This window comes from Paenibacillus rhizolycopersici, from assembly GCF_014947195.2.
Classification (GTDB): domain Bacteria; phylum Bacillota; class Bacilli; order Paenibacillales; family Paenibacillaceae; genus Fontibacillus; species Fontibacillus rhizolycopersici.
Genome location: NZ_JADCNN020000006.1, coordinates 156,127 through 176,312 on the forward strand (window position 1 = coordinate 156,127; position 20,186 = coordinate 176,312).

A 20,186-nucleotide genomic window follows, 5' to 3' on the forward strand; every position below is an offset into this window, starting at 1 on the left:
TACCGAATTACTTGTTCCCTTTGTCGTACAAGTCTTGCAGCTTAGGCGCAATCTCTTTCGCCCATTCCGCCGCCGTTTGCTTGCCGGTCCACACCTTGCTGGCCTCTTGGTTGAAGGTATCCAGCCATTGCGTATCTTTCGAGCCATATTCAACCGGAGGGTGTCCATACTCAATGATGTCGAGGAAGACCTGCTTATGCTCCGGAGCCTTGCCGTTGTTCAAGTAATCGTTCTTCGCCATATCGATTAAGTTAGGCACCGCCTGGCCCATCTCCATGTTTTGCTTCTGACCTTCAGGGTCCAAGGACAGGAAGGCAGCCAAGTTAAACGCTTCTTGCGGGTGTTTGGACTTGCTGGAAAGGGCAAAGCCCATCGATCCAAGCCAAGTTGACGTAGTTCCCGTGTTCGGGCTTGCCGGCCACGGCGCGATATCCCAGCCGAAAGGCAGATCCCAGAAGGCCGGTTGGTCCCAAGGTCCAAGCGGGAACATGCCGATCTTCCCGGCGACGAACCGCGAATAGCTGTTCATCGCCTTCTCGTCGTCCGCGGAAGGGCTCACATGATATTTCAGATTTAAATCCGCGATAAACTGCATCGCCTCGGCAAACTCCGGCGTATCCACGGCGATTTTCCCTGTCACATAATCGATGTATTGTCCGCCGTTCCCCCATACTGCTGCTTCTAAAGGAAATCCGGCTCCGCCGAAAATATCGGATTTGCCGTCACCGTTCGTATCCTTCGTGACCGTTTGGGCCGCCTTCAGGTAATCGTCCCAAGTCCATCCGCCCGGTTCGGCAGAGGGATAAGCGGCCCCCGCTTCATCAAAGAGATCCTTGTTATAGGCCATCGCCCAAGGGCCGACGTCCTTCGGAAGTCCGTACAAGTCTCCCGTCCCCAGATTCTTTCCGTCGAACCGATATCGGTCGATGGCTTGCTTCCATACATTGTCTTGTTTGAAGAGTTCCGTGTTATCCAAGTAGCTTTGAATGTCGAGAATCGTGCCGGCCTCCGCATACTTGAAGAATGCCGGTCCAGACAGGTAGAAGACATCCGGAGCTTTGCCGGAGGCTACCAGCGTCGTGAGCTTCTGGTTGTATTCCGCCGGCGGCACGCTGGTGTAATTCACTTTCACGTTCGGATATTTGTCTTCAAAGGATTGGATCAATGAAGCAAAAATCTTCTTCTCGTTTGGATCTCCGTGACCCATGAAAGAAATTTCGACTTTCTCGTCCGAGGTGACTTGCTGCCCGTTTGAAGCGCCTTGATTCTGGTTTCCCGGTTCCTTCGAGGCATTGGCCGAGTTGGCATTATTACTAGAGCCGCAACCTGTAAGCGCTACCAACATGGACATGACCAAAAGCACCGCAATGACTGCCAAGCGATTGGTTTTCACGTGCATAACCTCCCTATAAAATTCGTCGCGATTACGGAATGATGTGTGTCTGTTTAGGTCTGTAACCGCTTTACATTTGCATTTTAGTATATCCACTTAGATATTAGTATACTTTATTTAGTATATAATATACTTTATTAGATTAATTCTACGGGAACCGTGACTCTGCGCGGATTCGAGTGGCCTTCCAGCTGCTCCAGCAAACATTCCACGGTATGCTTGCACATCGTTTCGATATCCTGCTGCACGAAATGGATGCCCGGTCTTTCCGGCCCGTCGAATCCGACCAGCGCAAATTCCTCCGGCACTCGCTTATTCAATCGTTGCAGCGCTTTATAGGCATAGCCCGTGAGCTGCGCGTTCATGGCGAACGCCGCCGTGATCTCGGGATGCGAACGGAAAAATTCATAGATCATTTCTTCCCCGGGGCCCTTATGGATATCGTCGATATTTAAGATACACCATTGGTTTTTGTTAATCGGCAATTGATTCTGATAGAACGCCCGTTCAAAGCCAGCCGCGCGGTCTTCGGTTACGGTATTCGTGATCACGGGAGAAATGAGGGCGATTTCCCGGTGCCCCTGGTTCAGCAAGTAGCTGACAGCGTCGAAGGTTCCCTTCTCGTTATCCGCGCTGACGCTGTAAGTCCGGATATCTTTCAAATAACGGTCAATCAGAACGAGCGGGAATTTATCGATCGACAGGCGCAGAATGTCCTCGTTGTAGTTCTCCTCCTCGGTAGGAAAGATGATCATGCCCTTCACGCCGTTGCGATTAAAGGCTTCGATCGCTTCGCTTTCATTTCGCTGCGATTCCCTCGATATACTGAGCGTTAGTTGATAGCCGGACGCCCAGGCAAACCGTTCGATATTGTCCACGATCCGCTGTTCCACCTTGGTCTGCAGCGTAGGGATGATCAAGCCGATCGTTCCCTTGCGGGTAGAATCCGTGCGCTGCGTGGCACCGGCTGCATTCAAATAGCTCCACACCTCGTCATTAACGAAGGTCCCTTTGCCTTGATGCCGAGTTAAGATGCCTTCATCCGCCAGGCCGATCAGGGCGTTTTTGCTCGTGATCTGGCTGACATGATACTCCTCGGCCAGCTCCTTCTCCGACGGGATCCGGTCTCCCGGCCTGAGTTCCCCGGATTGGATGCGCTCCTTGATCTCATCCTGGATCTGTTTATATAAGGGTAGATTCTTCACAATAGGTCACTCCCATCTTCGCTCAACATAATATATATACTTAGTATATTATTTATTTTTCTTTTGTCTATGAGGAAGATGTGACCTCTCGGTAGGTAACAGCCGTTCGAAGGAACTGAATGCCCTGCTGATCGCGCAGGGTACACGACATTAACGATCACGAAGAACCGGATCAAAATGCGCTGCGCCTTGGACGATGTATCGATCGGTCATTAAGCAAGCTTACCCAGGCGGACCTATAGCGGAAGAAAAAATGGCCTCGCTCCCCATCTGCGCTGTTGCACGAAATCATCGAAATAACTGCGTAGATGCAGTTATTTCCTCGCAGCCTGAGCTCAACGGCTAAATAGCTGCGTAAATACAGTTATTTTCTACGATTTTGAGAAAATCGGCCTTTACCTGGGGAATAACTGTATTCTTGCAGCTATTTTAAGAAAAACCCGACAATCGGTGAAAATAGCTGCACTCCTGCAGTTATTTTCCCTCGGGCCCAAGCGTCTGCATGTGGCTCTGTATCGAACAAAAAAGCCGATCCGGAACGCTCCGGATCGACTTTTCTCCTACGTGTTGCTTGCTCACTTCTTCTTGCCCTTGCCGCCGCCCCGCTTGCGGCCCGGAGCGGCCTCCTTGGCGCCCCCGTCCCGGGCGCCGACGAAGACCCCGCTCGCGGACGTCTTCTTCCGCCGCGAGCCTTTGTCCTCGCCGGTGCTGCGGTATCCGCGACCGGCATCGCGGGCCACGGCGACCGTCCCGGAGGCGTAGCCTCCCTTGCCGGAGCCGAAGCCAAATGCGGGCGCGCCGTCCGACGCGACGCCCGAGCTCTCGCCCGCGCCGCTATCCGCGCGTGCTACGGCGCTGCCAAGCGCGACGCCGCCGCTGCCTTTGGCAGCTCCGCCGCGCTTGCCGCGCTTCCCGCCGGGTGCGCCCACCCCGGCGCCTACGGCCTCGGCGGCGTTGGTCCCCGCCGCCGCCCGGCCGGGCTTGCCCTTGGCGCCGCCTGCGCCGCGGCCGCCCTTGCCTTTGCCGGCGGCCTTGCCACCGCCTTTGCCCGGCTTGCCGCTGCGGCCTCCGCCGCCCCGGCCGCCTTCAAAGGCTCCGCGCCCGCCGCCGAACTCGCCGCGCTGCCGCGGCTTCATGTCGACCATCTCGAAGTCGATGGTATGGTCGTCCATATTCACGCGGGCCACGCGGATCTTGACCTCGTCGCCGATCCGGTAGATCTTCGACGTGCGTTCCCCGATCAGCGCCATATGCTGCTCGTGGAAATGGTAATAGTCATCCGTCATCGCGCTAAGCCGGATCAGCCCTTCCACCGTGTTCTCCAGCTCGATGAACATGCCGAAGCTCGTGACGCTGCTGATAATACCGGGGAATTCCTCCCCGACCTTATCCAGCATGTACTCCGCTTTCTTCAGCTGTTCCGTGTCGCGCTCCGCCTCCACGGCGATACGCTCCCGCTCAGACGATTGCTGCGCGATATCCTGCATCCGGCTGGCCAGGTACTCCATCCGCGCCTCGCTTAGCGTCCCGTTGCTCTCGATCACCTCGCGGATCACTCGGTGGATCACCAGGTCGGGATACCGCCGGATCGGCGAGGTGAAGTGCGTGTAGAACTCCGCCGCCAGCCCGAAATGCCCGGTGCTTTCCGCATCGTATTTCGCCTGCTTCATCGAGCGCAGCATCATCGTGCTGATGACTGTCTGCTCCTTCGTGCCCTGAATGTCCTCCAGCAGCGTCTGCAGCGCGCGTGGATGTATCTTGTTGCCTTTCCCGCCTTTGACCGCATACCCGAAGTTGGCGACAAATGCCATGAAGTTCATCAGCTTCTCCTGGTCCGGATCCTCGTGAATCCGATAAATGAACGGCACTTTCAGCCAATGAAAATGCTCCGCCACCGTTTCATTCGCCGCCAGCATGAATTCCTCAATAATTTGTTCCGCGATCGAACGTTCGCGCTTCACGATGTCGACCGGCTTGCCGTTCTCGTCGACGATCACCTTCGATTCCTCGAAATCGAAGTCGACCGCGCCGCGCCGCATGCGGTTCCCCCGCAGCTTCAGGGCCAGCTCCTTCATCAGCTGGAACGTCTCGACCAGATCGGCGTAACGTTCGGTTACCTCCGGATCTTCTTCCTGCAGAATTTTCCGCACACTGGTGTAGGTCATCCGTTCCTTGGTGCGAATCACGCTAGTGAAGATATCGTGCTTCACGACCTTCATCTGCTCGTTGAATTCCATCTCGCAGGACAGCGTGAAGCGGTCTACCTTCGGATTCAAGGAGCATATCCCGTTCGACAGCCGGTGCGGCAGCATCGGAATGACGCGATCCACCAGATACACGCTGCAGCCGCGGTTATATGCTTCTTGATCGAGCTTGGAATTCTCCCGCACGTAATACCCGACATCGGCGATATGCACGCCCAGTCTGATATTCCCGTTCGGCAAGCGCTCCACGTTCACGGCGTCGTCCAGGTCCTTCGCGTCCTCGCCGTCGATCGTGACGATCACCTTGTCGCGTAAATCCCGCCGCCCCTGGCGGACGATTTCCGCCTCCTCGATCTCGTCGGGGGCATCCTGCGCCTCGGCCATGACGTCCTCCGGGAACGCCTCCGGCAGCTGATGCTTGCGAATGATCGATAGGATATCGACCCCCGGGTCGTCCTTGTGTCCGAGTATCTCGATGACTTGGCCTACCGCTGCAGACCTTCCTTCCGGGTATTCCACGATTTCAGCTACGACCTTCTCGCCGTCGACCGCCCCGCCGAAGCCTTCGCGAGGGATAAACAGATCCTTGTTGATCCGTTTGTCATCCGGGATCACGAAACCAAACGATTCGTTATTCTGGAATACCCCCACCACTTGGGTTACGGCACGGTGTACGATGCGCACGACCTCGCCTTCCAGCTTGCCGCCGCCCGCGCTTTTCGAGCTGACACGCACCAACACGGTGTCTCCATTCATCGCGCTTTTCAAATCATTCGCATGGATGTATACGTCGGGATGGTCGCGATCCTCCGGGATCAGAAACGCAAACCCTTTGGCATGGGCCTGCAAACGGCCGCGAACCAAATCCATCCGTTCCGGAACGCCGTAACGATGAGTGCGGGTTAAGATAATTTGTCCTTCCTGCTCCAACCGGTTGAGCATTTTCAGGAACTCTTTGAATTCGCCGGCATCGGTGATGCCAAAATGCTCCTCCAGCTCTTGATACGTCAACGGTTTATATGCGGTTTCCCGCATAAAAGCGAGCAGCTCTGCTTCTGTGATTAATTTCAAATGATTTCACCTCAAACCCGGCTTGTCCCTTTGGTGCCGGGGTGTAATTTTGCATGACATTTCCATGATATTCCTCTAGCCGTATATCCCCTAGTATACACGAAATTCGCGGTTGGCATCCGTTTTCGCCCGGGATTCCCGTGAAATTGCATGGATTTCATGAAAAAGGCTTAATTTTTATGAAAATCCAGCCGACAATATAATGGAAGAATTCCACGAATTAGGAGAGGGAGAAAGAAGGTATGGAGAACAATAGCATTCTGCAACGACGCAATAAGTTATTCGTCAAAATCATCTGGGGAATGGTCGCCCTCGGCGTCCTGACCGACATCATGATCCAGGTTGACAGCAAAGTCCTGTTTACGTTGATCATCGTCGGCGGAATTTGCTGTTCCATCGCGACCTACATGACTTACGCGAACAAAGGGACACGCTACGTGATGTTCGTCATCCCCGTGATCACCCAGCTGTTGACGTTTCTGCTGATCTACCAAGATCCGGACCCGATCATCAGCACGTATCTGCTCGTCTACGTATCCGTCGGCATCATGACGTTGTATTCGAACTATAAGCCGATTCTGTTCTCGGGCGTATTGGGCATGGGGATCACGGTTTATTTCTTCAACGTTCCCTTCTACCACGATAAATTATTCGCCCGGGAATCGCTCAGTTATTTGCTGCTGTTCCTGGGATTTCTGATCGTAGCCTTAGCTTTTGCCGCCCGGTTCAGCGAACGATTGCAGAAGGACGTCTTGGCTAAGCAGCAGGATGCCTTAGAGGCGAAGCGCCGCAGCGACGAGCTGCTCACGAATCTGCAAACCTCGCTGGATGTACTGGGCCGTCTGAGCACGCAGCTGCGGGATAACGTAAACGTCACCGGCTCGATCTCTAAAGAGATCACAACCACCTTCGGCAGCGTCTCCGCCACCCTGGAGCGACAAACGCTGGGGCTTACGGAAACGACCCAATCCGTGCAAGAGGTTGGCGGGGCCGTGGAAGTCACCGCCGAAATTTCGGCCCAGCTTCAGGAGCTATCGACCGACATGCTTCACAATACGGAGGCAGCCGGGGCAAAAATGAATTCCTTATCCTTACATATCCAGCATCTGCAGCAGGTGATTGCGGGTACGGTCACCCAAATGCAGAAGCTTCGCGACCAGAACGAGCAAATCAGCCAAATCGTCGAAACGATCCATGGGATCTCCACGCAGACGAACCTGTTGGCCATGAATGCCGCCATTGAAGCGGCCCATGCCGGGGAACATGGCAAAGGGTTTGCCGTCGTCTCCACGGAAATTCGCAAACTCGCGGAAAATTCGCAAAAGGCGACCCAGAGCATTAACGACATTCTGGCGGACGTCATCGGGCAAATCAACAATGTTGCCGAACAGATTACGCTCGGCTCCACCGCGATCCATTCCGGGCAGGAAGAGGCACAGGAAGTTCAGAGCTATGTAGAAAAGGTGTCCGACAATGCCCGTACGGTTAACCAGCAATCCGGTGAGGTGGATCGTTCGGTACGGCAGATGCAAGACCGGTACGGCAGCATTATGGCGGAAATCATGGAGCTGGCCGAAAGCACCGAACACAATATGAGCGCGGCCCAGCAGATTTTGGCGGGTATCGAGGCCCAGGATGGCAAAATCCACGAAATCGTTCAACACTATCAGGATCTCGACACCTTGATTCTATCGTTGTCGGCCACCGCAGCGGGAGAAACCGCGCCAACGCCTCAAGCGGTCCAAACGGCGTCCGCTCCGTCAGGTCACGCCAAGCAACCGATCCCGGTCGGTTAAGGTCGCCTGCGCGTCGGTTTAGAAGGGATTCCTTCTAAATCTAATGAAAAAGGCTTGCCCGCGGGCAAGCCTTCTTTTTATTTATTTTATGTAAATAAGACCGTTTCCTGATTCAAGCTCTCAAGCGTGTCCACATACCAGACATAGCGCTCCGGATTCTCGTAAAACTCCGCCACATGGATAATGGCCGGTACGACATCGTCCCCTTTGTAGAATCGGCGTTCCCCGACCTGGGTCATCGGGACATGGAAGGAGATGCGAAGCGCCCGAAACAACGTGGGCTCAAGCAGGGTGACATAATGACGAATCCCGTTCTGCTGGGCAAATAATACGATGGTTGCGAGTAACCGGTTGAGATTTCGACCGCGATACCGCTTCAGCAGCGCCACCTTATCGACCTCGGCGATTTCCCCCGGGCTTGAGACCAAGATAGCCGGGTGATCATCAAACGGTGCCAAATCGTTTAAGGGCTCGTCCGTTTGCGGCGCATAAGGTTTGAATTCCACGGTACCCACCGGCACCCCCGAGGCGTCATAAACGAGGCAACGACCTAAGACGTCGTCGGCAAATTCCGGTTCAAAGCCTTTTTCCATCCAGGCTTCCATCCAAATCGAGTGAAACAAGGTTCCTTCCTCCAGCGTACTCACCAGCTTGTACAATTTCCTTCCTCCTCTCATTGTCTGTACCAAAATTGTAATATTTTTACCTTTCCTAAGCCACGAAAATCCTACATAATCTAACATTTATTACTAATAAATTCCTTTCAATATTGTTACGATTCGTTTTCATAAAACAACGCAAAAAAAGCCCCCGTCTCCATAAAGGAAACGAGGGCTTACTCTGGCTAGAATTGTAGGTTAGTCCAACACGACAGCAACGACGATTGACAAGATGAAGAAACCCGCTGCCAATCCGACCGTGATCCGTTCGAGAACGAGCTCCATGCCGCGCGCTTTCGTTTTTCCGAAAAGATGTTCAGCACCCCCGGAGATGGCACCGGCTAGACCCGCGCTCTTCCCTTTCTGCAGCAACACGACTGCGATCAAACCGATCGAGAAAATAACGAGCAATACCTTCAGCAAAATATCCATTCAATCCACCTCCTAAGTGAGAAACATCCTTCATCTATTCCATAACTCTGATAATTACGATACAAAAACAGCATTATTATTGTACCATAGCGTCCCTCGAATAACAACCGTTTTCCTTTTGACCCGGTTCCCTTGATCTATCTAAAACGAATGACCTACAGCAGTCAACGAAATTTGTCATTATCACCCAAAAATCGACGAAATTTGAGTCCCACATTTCTCTATATTGTACCAAAATGCCCCTTTTTTTCGTGATACCATGATCTTAAGTCATATTTTCACAAGCATCAGGAGGGTAATTTATGTTCAAGTTCAAGAAAGAGAAACGTGAGTCCCAAGGGAAGTCCGGATCTTTTCAACGGAAGCTGTTGATGATTATTCTTGCGACTTCTCTCCTTCCACTCCTCGGCGCCAGCGTCTTCTTCGTCAGCTATTTCGGGGACGTCATTACGCAAAACAACGAAGAGTTGGTCCAATCTACGCTGGATATGAACATCGCCAAAATCGATGAATGGATCTCGGGCAAATCCAAAGCCGTCGAAAATCTCGTCCAGCAGGATCCGGAGTTCCAGACGTTCCAACCCGACCGGATCTTCCCGATTCTTAATGTGCTTGAGCAAAGCGATGACCAGTCGGAAGGCTTCAGTATCATCGACAAGAACGGGATGCTGACGAACATGCTCGGCATGAGCGCCGACTCCTCCAAGAGCCCCTATTTCATCGAAGCCAAGAAGAACAAAACCACAGCCTACTCCGAGATGAGTTATCTGGAAGCGTTGGACAAGTATTTTATTGCCGCTATGGTTCCGGTTAACGATAAGAGCGGACAATTCTTAGGCGGAGTGGCATTCTCCGTCACCCCAGATGTGCTGTCCCAGTTGAGCGGCAAAATCAAGATCGCCGAATCGGGTTACGCCTACGTCATCTCCAATACCGGCGTCTATTACAGCTATCCGGACACCGAACGCTTCAACAAGAATATCCAGGATTATGCCCAGACGGCGGAGTTGAAAAATACCGTCAAAACCATCCTCGGCAATCCGAGCGGGCACGTCACCTACCGCGACGAGTCGGGGAAAGAAGTGATTACATACTTCGGCACTGTACCAAGTACCGGCTGGAAGATGGTCATTACCGTGCCAACCCAAGAAATTTTCGCTGAAGTGAACAACGCGCGAAACCTGTCTATCGCCATCGCAATTGCCACGGCTATCCTCGTCTTCGTGATCGCCTTCTTCCTGGCACGCCAAATCGTGAAGCCGATTCGCTTGGTCTCCACCGTCATGAAGAAAGTTGCCGACGGGCAGCTGAGCGAGCGGGTAAAGGTCACCTCGAAGGACGAAATCGGGCAAATGAGCGGCAACATCAACCTGATGATCGATTCTCTGGCGACGATGGTCAAACAAATCAATCGTACGATTGGTGAGGTCGCCGCCGCTTCCGATGAATTGTTAAATGCCGCCCGCCAATCGACCGAAGCTACCGCGGAAATCACCACCGCGATTCAAGGCGTCGCCGGCGGTACGGAAACTCAGCTTATGGGCGCAGAGCAGTCCGCACGGGCGACTGAAGAGATGGCCGTTGGGGTACAGCGGATCGCCGAAGCTTCCGGCAGCGTCTCCGAGCGGGCCGAAACGGCCGCCAGCGAGGTGGAGAACGGTTATGTGCAAATTCAGTCGGCCATTGAGCAAATGGCGCACATTCAATCAACCGCGAACCAAACTGCAACCGATATCGAGCGATTAACCGCCCATTCCACTGAAATCGGGGAGATCGTCAACGTCATCTCCGATATCTCGAACCAAACGGCGCTGTTGTCGCTGAACGCCTCTATTGAAGCAGCAAGAGCCGGCGAGCAGGGGCGAGGTTTTGCCGTTGTCGCCGGGGAGGTCAAGAAGCTCGCGGAGCAGACCAGCCAATCGATCGCCCATATCGTCGAATTGATTCAGTTCATCCAAGGATCCACGTCTCAAGCGGCGGATTCGGTCAAGAACAGCATTGAGGAGATCAACAAGGGCATCCACCGGATGGAGAATGTTGGCGTATCGTTCGGCCAGATTCGCGAGTCGATCCATCACGTCTCCTCCCAGATCCAAGACGTGTCGGCGACAACGCAGGAAATCTCCGCAGGCACCGAAGAGATTGCCGCCTCGGTTGGGGATATGCTAAGCACGGCCAAGGATTCGGCACTAAGCGCGCAATCGGTAGCGGGTTCCTCGGAGGAACAAGCCGCAATCATCAAAGGCATTGAGGCATCGGCGCAATCGTTGAACCAGCTGATGAACGAGCTGAAGGAGCAAATTCGAGTCTTTAAAGCTTAGGAATAGGACCCGAAGCGCAAAATATTCAGGCTGTACCATTAACTACACCAACTTGTGAAAATATGAACATAACAAATTAAGGACGCCTCGTGTTTCAGGCGTCCTCTTCTTTGGGGTTTATTTTAGTTCGTCAGCTTATATACCCGCGCCTCGTAAGGCCGCAAATCCATGCTCCGCACGTCTGCACCGGCTGGCACCCCGTCGTAGTTTGCAATAAGCAGTTCTGCGGCTTGGGCCTTTTCAGGACTGAGGGCCTCTGCTTCCGGTGTCGTCCAGTTGAATCGGGCCGGTTGGTCGTAGAAATTCAACACCACCAATAATTGCTCTTGCCCCAACGTGCGGGTGTAAGCGTACACTTGATTATCGTCGGCATTTAGCAGCTCATATCTCCCGTAAACGATCACCTCATGCTGCTTACGCAGTTCGATCAGGCGGCGGTAATAGTGGAAGATCGAGTTTTCATCCGTCAGCGCTTGCTCCACATTGATGTCCCGGTAATTCGGGTTGACCGCTAGCCAAGGTGTACCCGTCGTGAATCCGGCATGCGGGCTGCGGCCGTCCCATTGCATCGGAGTACGCGCGTTATCCCGCCCTTTGGCGTAAATCGCCTCCATGATTTCCTCCGGCGTACGGCCTTTCTCCAGATACTCCTTGTACATGTTTATCGTCTCGATATCCCGATACTCGTCGATCGTCTCGAACCGAACATTGGTCATACCGATTTCCTCGCCCTGGTAGATATAAGGCGTCCCCTGCAGCGTATGCAACAGCGTGGCCAGCATTTTGGCCGATACGTTACGGTACTCACGATCATTGCCGAATCGCGATAGCAGGCGCGGCTGATCGTGGTTGTTCAAGTAGATACTGTTCCAAGCCTTTCCTTCCAACTCGGTCTGCCATTTGGAGAAGATCTGTTTGAAGTCGACTAACTTCCACGGTTTGCCCCACCATTTGCCGTCGGATCCTGAATCGATCCCCATCAGCTCGAACTGGAACACCATGCTCAGCTCGCCCCGATCCGTTCCGGCGAATAGAGTCGCATCCTCCGGCGTCACATCCAGAGTTTCGCCCACCGTCATGATATCGTATTTGGACAAGACCTCGCGGTTCATTTCCTGCAGGAACTCGTGAACCCGTGGACCGTTGATGCAAGTCCCGCCGTCTTCGCTGTTCGGCAACCCTGGAGGTTTAGAGATCATGTTGATGACGTCCATCCGGAATCCGTCGATCCCTTTATCGAGCCACCAGGTCATCATATCGTACACTTCGCGGCGGACCTTCGGATTCTCCCAGTTCAGGTCCGGCTGCTTCTTGGAGAACATATGAAGATAATATTCGCCCGTGGATTCATCGAATTCCCAGGCGGGTCCGCTAAAGAACGAACCCCAGTCGTTCGGGGCCTCGCCGTCTTTGCCGGGATGCCAAATATAATAATCCCGGTATGGATTATCCTTCGATTTGCGCGATTCCACGAACCAGTGATGCTCATCCGAGCTGTGATTGACGACCAGGTCCATGATCAACTTCATGCCCCGTGCATGAAGTCCGTTCAGCAACTCCTCCCAGTCCTGCATCGTTCCAAAAGAATTCATGATCGACTGATAATCGCTAATATCGTACCCATTATCGTCGTTTGGCGACTGATACACAGGGCATAACCAAACCACGTCCACGCCTAGTGTCTTTAAATAGTCCAGCTTGGAGATGATCCCCCGCAAGTCGCCGATCCCGTCCCCGTTGCTGTCCATAAAACTACGCGGATAAATTTGATATACGACGCTTTCCTTCCACCACTTTTTGTCCACGAATAGGTCCTCCTCCGGATGGCTCTAATTAGTTATGTCCGTCCGTTGTATTTTGCACTTAGCCTTGCTATACAGCTAGTGGAGTAAACGCTTACGTTAGGATTAACAACAGGACCAGGAAAAATAAGAACATGAAACGGCCTTATTTCCCTTAGATTCATGTTTACCGCGACAATAGCGGTATCTTTTGTCCTTATTTAGCCGCTCGGGCGTAAATTGCCCCATTTCGGAAGGAATAAGGGTATTTATTACCCTTATTTTCAATCCAACCGCTGGGAAGACGTAAATAAGGGTATTTTATACCGCTATTCCTGCGCCGATGGCCGAAGCCTGACCGCGTGTGCCGTTTGGAACGCGAGCTTCGACCGCGCCCGCCAATCTGGCAACGTCCTTAATTATTGCACCCATGCTTGCATCCTCGCTTTTCTTCTAAGGAACGTAAACGTTTACTCTATTCTTCTTCAATATACCGAACCACCGCTTCAGTTGTCAATGAGAGTCGCCTATGAAACAAGTTTCTATGTCTTTGATTCGCCACAATTTGACATCATCCGACATTATTCTTCATTTCTCTCTTACCCTATATTTAGGGAAGTGATATTCTTAAGACAGAATCCTGCATCACGTTAATGTATCATCAGAATACATAATTTGAGGAGCGTGCCCTATGCGAAACAGCAATGAAGTACTTCGCAACTTTATCCGCTACTTCGCCAACATGATCATCCAAGGAGCGCTGATGGGGGCCTTTGCCATTACCATCAGTTCGCTGATCGCCGGCGAGCCGATCTTGACGAGTCGGCATCTCGTTTTGATGCTGCTGATCATCGTTGCCACCATCGGTTTTGGCATCAAAAATTTCCTGGCCTACGCCAAGCCTTTTAAGGAAATCGAGCGATTCATTTCGCAAATTGCCGCAGGCAACCTGACGCACCGGATCCGGATGGATCAATTGGGTAGCTTAAAGCGTTTCGGCGTGCCGATGGAAGAGATGCGGGAGCATTTGGGACAACTCGTGCTCCAAGTGAAGCAGACCTCAACCGAGGTCAATCACAAGATTCGCGATTTGCATGAACGCCTCCAATCGAATCGGGAACAGTTTGATCAGATCGTTGCGGCGATGGGGGTCATCGCGGCCGCCAGTAAACAGCAATACTCCGCTGCCAAAGAAAGCGCCAAAGCCGTTGAAGAGCTGGCGACGGGTATCGGTCATATCTCCGAAATCTCTCTCTCGGTCACTGAGTCCTCCAGTGGGGTTGCCTCCATGGCAGAGACGACACGGCAGGAGATGCTGGCAATGAACGAACAGATGGGCAAGATGAATCAATCCTTTCGTGTTCTCACCGAAACGATTTCGCAGTTTCTGGGACGCAGCGAGGATATCGCTACTTCTACGGATGCCATTACGGGGATTTTGCAGCAGACGCACATCCTCGCTCTGAACGCGAACATTGAAGCGGCCCGGGCCGGCGAACAAGGCCGAGGATTTGCCGTCGTCGCCACCGAAATCCGCAAGCTGGCTTCCGAAGCGAACCGCTTCGCCGAAGAGATCGGAGAATTGCTGCAGAAAGCCGAAGAGGAATCCAGCCAATCGAAGTCGGCCATGGACAAGTCCCACCAGGAGATTCAAGCAGGCATCACGGTGCTGGGTAAAACCGAGACGGTGATGGACGATATTCTTACCCAGGTGGAAACGATCAATACTGAAATGAGCGGGTTCTCCGCAACCGGACAGCAAATGGCCGCTGGAAGCCAGGAGGTGGCCGCAACCGTCGACGAGATGGCACGTTCCTCCTCGGAAACCACTCGTCATATCGATAACATCGTCATGCTGACCGCGCAGATTCACGAATCCATTCAGACCATGTCCACGGACGGGGATCAACTGGAGACCCTCGGAAGAGAACTGCAAGGCACGATTGAAAGCTTCCGTTTGGATGAGTCGCGAAGCTAGGTCGCTTCAACCTGAATACAATACAACAAGGTTCGTCCTATAAGTAAGTAGATCTTATCGCAGAAATGTTGCATTTAGTGCAGGATTTGGGCGGTGGAACGGCCCGTGGAGGTGAAATGTTGCACTTTGTGCAGCATTTTGGGGGCGTATGCGAAGAAATCGGGCTGAAATTGTTGCACAAACTGCAACATTCTTGCCGATTTCTTGCCCACCATCTTCTGAAAAGAAAAAATAATCGGCCAAGGCATGAACGCCCTGGCCGATTATTTTTTTTGCAAAAAGCCCCTTGTTACTAGAAGACCGGAGTTATCCGGTCGTCCTTCTTAACGGTGTGCTTTCAGGTTGTAGAAGGATTTCAAGCCGTTGTATTGAGCCAGATCAGCCAATTGGTCTTCGATGCGAAGCAATTGGTTGTATTTCGCGATACGGTCCGTACGGGAAGGAGCACCGGTTTTGATTTGGCCGGCGTTCGTTGCCACGGCGATATCGGCAATCGTGCTGTCTTCGGATTCGCCGGAACGGTGGGAGATCACTGCCGTATAACCTGCGCGTTTTGCCATTTCGATCGCGTCGAATGTTTCCGTCAATGTACCGATTTGGTTTACTTTGATCAGGATCGAGTTACCGATACCTTCTTGAATCCCTTTGTACAGACGTTCGGTGTTGGTTACGAACAGGTCGTCACCCACGAGTTGGATTTTGTTACCCAGTTTCTCGGTCAGCAGCTTCCAACCTTCCCAATCGTCTTCGGCGCAGCCGTCTTCGATCGTGATGATCGGATATTTGTCTGCCCAAGAAGCAAGCAGGTCAACGAACTCAGCGGAAGTGAAGGATTTGCCTTCGCCTTCCAGATGGTATTTGCCGTCTTTGTAGAACTCGGTAGAAGCGACGTCCATACCCAAGAATACGTCTTTACCTGGCGTGTAGCCGGCTTTCGTGATAGCTTCCATGATCGAGGACAAAGCGTCTTCGTTGGAAGTGAAGTTTGGTGCAAAACCGCCTTCGTCGCCAACAGCCGTGTTCAGGCCTTTGGCTTTAAGTACGGATTTCAGGTTGTGGAAAATCTCTGCGCCTGTGCGAAGAGCTTCTTTGAAGGAAGGAGCGCCTACAGGCAGGATCATGAATTCTTGTACGTCTACGTTGTTGTCGGCATGCGCGCCGCCGTTCACGATGTTCATCATCGGAACAGGAAGCTGTTTCGCGTTAAATCCGCCCAGGTAAGCATACAACGGCAGGTCCAAAGCGTCTGCAGCTGCGCGAGCAACCGCCATCGAAACGGCCAGGATCGCGTTAGCGCCCAGTTTGCCTTTGTTAGGCGTGCCGTCCAATTCGATCATCATTTTGTCGATGCCAACTTGGTCCAACGCGTCCATGCCAATCACTTCAGGAGCGATGGTTTCGTTCACGTTCTTCACGGCGTTCAATACGCCTTTGCCCAGGTAACGGGATTTGTCGTCGTCGCGAAGCTCTACAGCTTCATGCGCGCCGGTGGAAGCACCGGAAGGAACGATGGCACGGCCCATTGCGCCGGATTCGAGATAAACTTCAACTTCAACGGTAGGGTTGCCGCGGGAGTCAAGGACTTCGCGAGCGTATACGTCAGAAATAATCGTCATTAGAATACAATCTCCTTTGAGTGTTTTATAGTTATTTTATGCCTTGCGGCTGGCAATCATCGATTGACCGGTCATTTCCGGCGGCTGCGGCAAGCCCATCAAGTCGAGCAGCGTTGGAGCTACATCGGCGAGAATGCCTTTGTCGCGAAGCACGACGTTCTCATCGGTAACGATGAATGGAACCGGGTTCGTCGTATGTGCGGTAAATGGACGGCCTTGGTCGTCGGTTTCCATATCGGCATTCCCGTGGTCGGCAATAATGATGACAACTCCGCCTTTGGCTTTGACGGCGTCAACAACCTTGCCTACGCACTCGTCCGTTACTTCAACCGCTTTGATCGTTGGCTCCATCATCCCGGAGTGCCCGACCATGTCCGGATTCGCGAAGTTCAAGATGATCGCGTCGTGTTGATCCGACTCGATTTCCTTGACGCAAGCTTCCGCCACTTCATAGGCGCTCATTTCCGGTTTCAAGTCGTACGTTGCGACCTTCGGCGAGTTGATGAGCACGCGTTTCTCGCCCGGAAGCTCGACATCGCGACCGCCACTGAAGAAGAACGTCACGTGCGGGTATTTTTCCGTTTCAGCGATCCGCAATTGCTTCTTACCGTTCTGTACCAGCACTTCACCAAACGTATTGTCGAGATTCTTTGGCTTGTACGCTACATAGCCGTCAACCGATTCCGCAAACAGGGTCAAGCACACGAAGTGCAGGTCTTTCGGGAATTTCGGTCCGCGGTCGAAGCCTTGGAAATCCTTGTTCGTAAATACATTGGACAGTTGAATGGCACGGTCTGGACGGAAGTTGAGGAAAATGACGCTGTCGCCGCTTTCCACTTGCGCGATCGGTTGGCCATGGCCATCGACAATCACGGTCGGCATCACGAATTCGTCAAATACCGATTTCTCGTACGATTCTGTTACCGCCTGAATTGGGTCCGTATATTGCGGTCCTTCCGCATACACCATGGCCCGGTACGATTTCTCGACGCGGTCCCAACGTTTGTCGCGGTCCATCGCGTAATAGCGGCCTTGCACCGTTGCGATCTTACCGACGCCAAGCTCGTTCATCTTGGCGATCAGCCGCTCCAGGAAGCCCTTCGCGCTGTCCGGAGCCACGTCGCGACCGTCAAGGAAAGCATGCACGTAAACCTCGTGCATCTCTTCCTTCTTCGCCAGCTCGAGCATGGCAAACATATGCTCAATGTGGCTATGCACGCCGCCGTCGGACAGAAGGCCGTACAGATGCAGCTTCTTGCCTTTCGATTTGGCGCTGCGCACCGCCTCTACCAGCGTTTCATTCGAGAAAAATTCGCCTTCGCGAATCGATTTAGAGATCCGGGTCAAATCCTGGTATACAATCCGGCCGGCACCGATATTCAAGTGACCCACTTCGGAGTTCCCCATTTGACCTTCCGGCAAACCTACCGCTTCCCCGCTGGCGGTCAGCGTGGTGTTCGGGTATTGCTTCAAATAACGGTCATAGTTCGGTTTGTTCGCTTGAGCCACCGCATTGCCTTCGACTTTTTCGCGAAGACCGAACCCGTCCATGATGATCAGAGCTACTGGTTTGGGAGCCGTCATTTATTTCGCCCCCTCAACGAGCTGGATGTAAGAGTCCGGCTGCAGGCTGGCACCGCCGACGAGTGCGCCGTCGATGTCGCTTTGGCCCATATACTCCTTCACGTTCTCCGGTTTAACGCTGCCGCCGTATTGGATACGGATTTTCGCGGCCACATCGTTGCCGTACAAACCTTGAACCAGGCTGCGAATATAGGAAATCACTTCGTTCGCGTCTTGCGAAGTGGAGGATTTGCCTGTACCAATCGCCCAAATCGGTTCATAAGCAATAACGACTTGCGCCGCTTGCTCCGCAGTTAACCCTTTCAAAGCCGCTTCGGTTTGCACCTTCACGACTTCTTTCGTTTGGCCAGCTTCGCGCTCTTCCAGCTTCTCGCCGACGCAAGGAATCGGGGTCAACCCGTGTTTGAATGCGGCAAGGATCTTCTTATTCACGATTTCGTCGGTTTCGCCGAAATACGCCCGGCGCTCGGAGTGGCCGATGATGACATAGTCCACGCCAAGCTCTTTCAGCATGCGTCCGCTGACTTCACCGGTGAAGGCTCCTTCGTCTTCAAAATGCATGTTTTGCGCGCCGATTTTGATCGACGTGCCTTTTGCTGCTTCTACCAAAGCCGGAAGGTTGGTGAACGGCGCGCAGATAACGCTCTCTACGCCGGCAACCTCCGCTTTACCTTTAACGGCTTCGAAGAAGGTTTTGGCTTCGGAAACGGTTTTGAACATTTTCCAGTTTCCGGCGATAATAGGTGTTCTCACAGAAACCACCCACTCCTTCTTTATAGAGGTAGTTCAAAAAACGAACTTTGATCTGATAAACGGTTTACTTGTCGTTCAAAGCCACGACGCCTGGAAGCGCCTTGCCTTCCATGAATTCCAGGGAAGCCCCGCCGCCCGTGGAGATGTGGTTCATTTGCGAAGCCAGGTTGAACTTCTCAGCTGCTGCTGCAGAGTCGCCGCCGCCGATGATGGTGTAGCCTTCTGTTGTTGCGCAGGCTTCAGCCACTTCTTTCGTCCCGTTTGCGAAAATATCGATTTCGAACACGCCCATCGGCCCGTTCCAAACGACCAGCTTGGAGTTCTTGATGATTTCGGCATAAATCGCACGAGTCTTCGGCCCGATGTCCACGCCTTCCCAATCTGCAGGAATGCTGTCGATATCTACCGCTTTATGGTTAGCTGTTGCGCTGAAGTCGTCAGCGACGATGCAGTCAACCGGAAGCACGAAGTTCTTGCCCAGCTTCTTCGCTTTCTCGATGAAGCCAAGAGCTGCATCCAGTTTGCTGTCATCCAACAGCGATTGGCCGATTTCATGACCTTGCGCTTTGAAGAAGGTGTAAGCCAAGCCGCCGCCAATCAACACATTGTCCGCGATGTTGAGCAAGTTGTCGATGACGTCGATTTTGTCTTTAACCTTCGACCCGCCGATAATAGCAGTGAAAGGACGATCCGGATTCGACAGTGCTTTGCCGAGAACGGACAATTCTTTCTCCATCAGCAAGCCGGATACGGCTGGCAGGTAATGAGCGATGCCTTCCGTCGAAGCGTGCGCGCGGTGTGCTGCGCCAAACGCATCGTTGACGAACAGATCAGCCAGCTCAGCGAATTGCTTCGCGAGTTCAGGATCATTCTTCTCTTCGCCCGGGTAGAAACGTACGTTTTCAAGCACCAGTACGTCGCCGTTGTTCAAGGCATTTACTTTGGCTTTCGCGGCTTCGCCTACAGCTTCGTCAGCTTTGGCTACTTCTTTGCCGAGCAGCTCGCCCAAGCGTTTCGCTGGCAGTGTCAAACGCATGTCTTCGTTGACTTGGCCTTTTGGACGGCCCAAGTGACTCGCGAGGATGACCTTTGCGCCATTTTCGATCAAGTATTTAATCGTCGGCAACGTTTCGCGGATTCGAGTGTCATCGGTAATCTTGCCATCTTGCATCGGTACATTGAAATCTACGCGGACAAACACGCGTTTGCCGGTTACTTCCACATCACGTACACTTTTCTTATTCATCTCCACGTTCCTCCTAACGGTATGCGCGGGGAAAGATGCGCATCTACGGCTTTGATTCTGTTTTCTCTCCTAAGACGCCATGAAACTTATCTCTATTTATAAAAAAACGGTGTGTGTGTGAATGTCGTAGTTCATGCAAGAACCAAA

General features: G+C 52.9%; 13 protein-coding genes. 3 read left to right on the forward strand and 10 right to left on the reverse strand.

Annotated elements, in window-relative coordinates:
* Positions 1-7: 7 nt before the first annotated feature.
* The 3 genes from IM700_RS08930 to rnr all read right to left on the reverse strand — a co-directional run bounded on the left by IM700_RS08930 (position 8) and on the right by rnr (position 5,837).
* Positions 8-1,393, reverse strand: coding sequence for an ABC transporter substrate-binding protein (locus IM700_RS08930; protein ID WP_336244888.1), 1,386 nt, complete (start codon positions 1,391-1,393; stop codon positions 8-10).
* A 137-nt stretch (positions 1,394-1,530) separates the two neighbouring features.
* The gene (locus tag IM700_RS08935; RefSeq protein ID WP_193417263.1) at positions 1,531-2,598 is read right to left on the reverse strand and encodes a GntR family transcriptional regulator; all 1,068 of its coding nucleotides are present in this window, start codon (positions 2,596-2,598) and stop codon (positions 1,531-1,533) included.
* Positions 2,599-3,173: 575 nt separating this feature from the next.
* Positions 3,174-5,837, reverse strand: coding sequence for a ribonuclease R (gene rnr, locus IM700_RS08940; RefSeq protein WP_239483738.1), 2,664 nt, complete (start codon positions 5,835-5,837; stop codon positions 3,174-3,176).
* Between the two features lie 278 nt (positions 5,838-6,115).
* Here rnr and IM700_RS08945 point away from each other — a divergent pair, with 278 nt between their 5' ends.
* Entirely contained in the window at positions 6,116-7,669 is a 1,554-nt protein-coding gene (locus tag IM700_RS08945) for a methyl-accepting chemotaxis protein (RefSeq protein ID WP_193417265.1), read from the forward strand.
* An 86-nt stretch (positions 7,670-7,755) separates the two neighbouring features.
* Here IM700_RS08945 and IM700_RS08950 read toward each other — a convergent pair whose 3' ends face one another.
* A complete protein-coding gene (locus tag IM700_RS08950; protein ID WP_193417266.1) occupies positions 7,756-8,328 on the reverse strand; it encodes a GNAT family N-acetyltransferase in 573 nt (190 codons plus the stop codon).
* Between the two features lie 198 nt (positions 8,329-8,526).
* Positions 8,527-8,760 carry a preprotein translocase subunit SecG gene (gene secG, locus IM700_RS08955; RefSeq protein WP_155606956.1) on the reverse strand — a complete coding sequence of 78 codons (234 nt, stop codon included), beginning with the start codon at positions 8,758-8,760 and terminating at the stop codon, positions 8,527-8,529.
* 302 nt (positions 8,761-9,062) lie between these two features.
* Between secG and IM700_RS08960 the strand changes: the two genes are divergently transcribed.
* Positions 9,063-11,081 carry a methyl-accepting chemotaxis protein gene (locus tag IM700_RS08960; RefSeq protein ID WP_193417267.1) on the forward strand — a complete coding sequence of 673 codons (2,019 nt, stop codon included), beginning with the start codon at positions 9,063-9,065 and terminating at the stop codon, positions 11,079-11,081.
* A 122-nt stretch (positions 11,082-11,203) separates the two neighbouring features.
* On the opposite strand, the gene IM700_RS08965 is transcribed toward IM700_RS08960, so the two are convergent.
* Entirely contained in the window at positions 11,204-12,886 is a 1,683-nt protein-coding gene (locus IM700_RS08965; RefSeq protein WP_193417268.1) for an alpha,alpha-phosphotrehalase, read from the reverse strand.
* A gap of 667 nt (positions 12,887-13,553) precedes the next feature.
* On the opposite strand from IM700_RS08965, the gene IM700_RS08970 reads away from it, so the two are divergent.
* Positions 13,554-14,840, forward strand: a complete 1,287-nt coding sequence (locus tag IM700_RS08970; protein WP_193417269.1) for a methyl-accepting chemotaxis protein — start codon at positions 13,554-13,556, stop codon at positions 14,838-14,840.
* Positions 14,841-15,163: 323 nt separating this feature from the next.
* Here IM700_RS08970 and eno read toward each other — a convergent pair whose 3' ends face one another.
* The 4 genes from eno to IM700_RS08990 all read right to left on the reverse strand — a co-directional run bounded on the left by eno (position 15,164) and on the right by IM700_RS08990 (position 20,039).
* Positions 15,164-16,456: a phosphopyruvate hydratase gene (eno, locus tag IM700_RS08975; protein ID WP_155606954.1), complete on the reverse strand. Its 1,293-nt coding sequence runs from the start codon at positions 16,454-16,456 to the stop codon at positions 15,164-15,166.
* Positions 16,457-16,492: 36 nt separating this feature from the next.
* Positions 16,493-18,040 (reverse strand): 2,3-bisphosphoglycerate-independent phosphoglycerate mutase, encoded by a 1,548-nt coding sequence (gpmI, locus tag IM700_RS08980; RefSeq protein ID WP_193417270.1) that lies wholly within the window; start codon positions 18,038-18,040, stop codon positions 16,493-16,495.
* Entirely contained in the window at positions 18,041-18,793 is a 753-nt protein-coding gene (gene tpiA, locus IM700_RS08985) for a triose-phosphate isomerase (protein WP_193417271.1), read from the reverse strand.
* A 64-nt stretch (positions 18,794-18,857) separates the two neighbouring features.
* Positions 18,858-20,039, reverse strand: coding sequence for a phosphoglycerate kinase (locus IM700_RS08990; RefSeq protein WP_193417272.1), 1,182 nt, complete (start codon positions 20,037-20,039; stop codon positions 18,858-18,860).
* Positions 20,040-20,186 lie beyond the last annotated feature (147 nt).

Coding starts and splice junctions, on each gene's coding strand:
- rnr (WP_239483738.1), bottom strand. CDS start 5,837: ATGCGGGAAACCGCATATAAACCGTTGACGTATCAAGAGCTGGAGGAG.
- IM700_RS08945 (WP_193417265.1), top strand. CDS start 6,116: ATGGAGAACAATAGCATTCTGCAACGACGCAATAAGTTATTCGTCAAA.
- secG (WP_155606956.1), bottom strand. CDS start 8,760: ATGGATATTTTGCTGAAGGTATTGCTCGTTATTTTCTCGATCGGTTTG.
- IM700_RS08960 (WP_193417267.1), top strand. CDS start 9,063: ATGTTCAAGTTCAAGAAAGAGAAACGTGAGTCCCAAGGGAAGTCCGGA.
- IM700_RS08970 (WP_193417269.1), top strand. CDS start 13,554: ATGCGAAACAGCAATGAAGTACTTCGCAACTTTATCCGCTACTTCGCC.
- eno (WP_155606954.1), bottom strand. CDS start 16,456: ATGACGATTATTTCTGACGTATACGCTCGCGAAGTCCTTGACTCCCGC.
- gpmI (WP_193417270.1), bottom strand. CDS start 18,040: ATGACGGCTCCCAAACCAGTAGCTCTGATCATCATGGACGGGTTCGGT.
- IM700_RS08990 (WP_193417272.1), bottom strand. CDS start 20,039: ATGAATAAGAAAAGTGTACGTGATGTGGAAGTAACCGGCAAACGCGTG.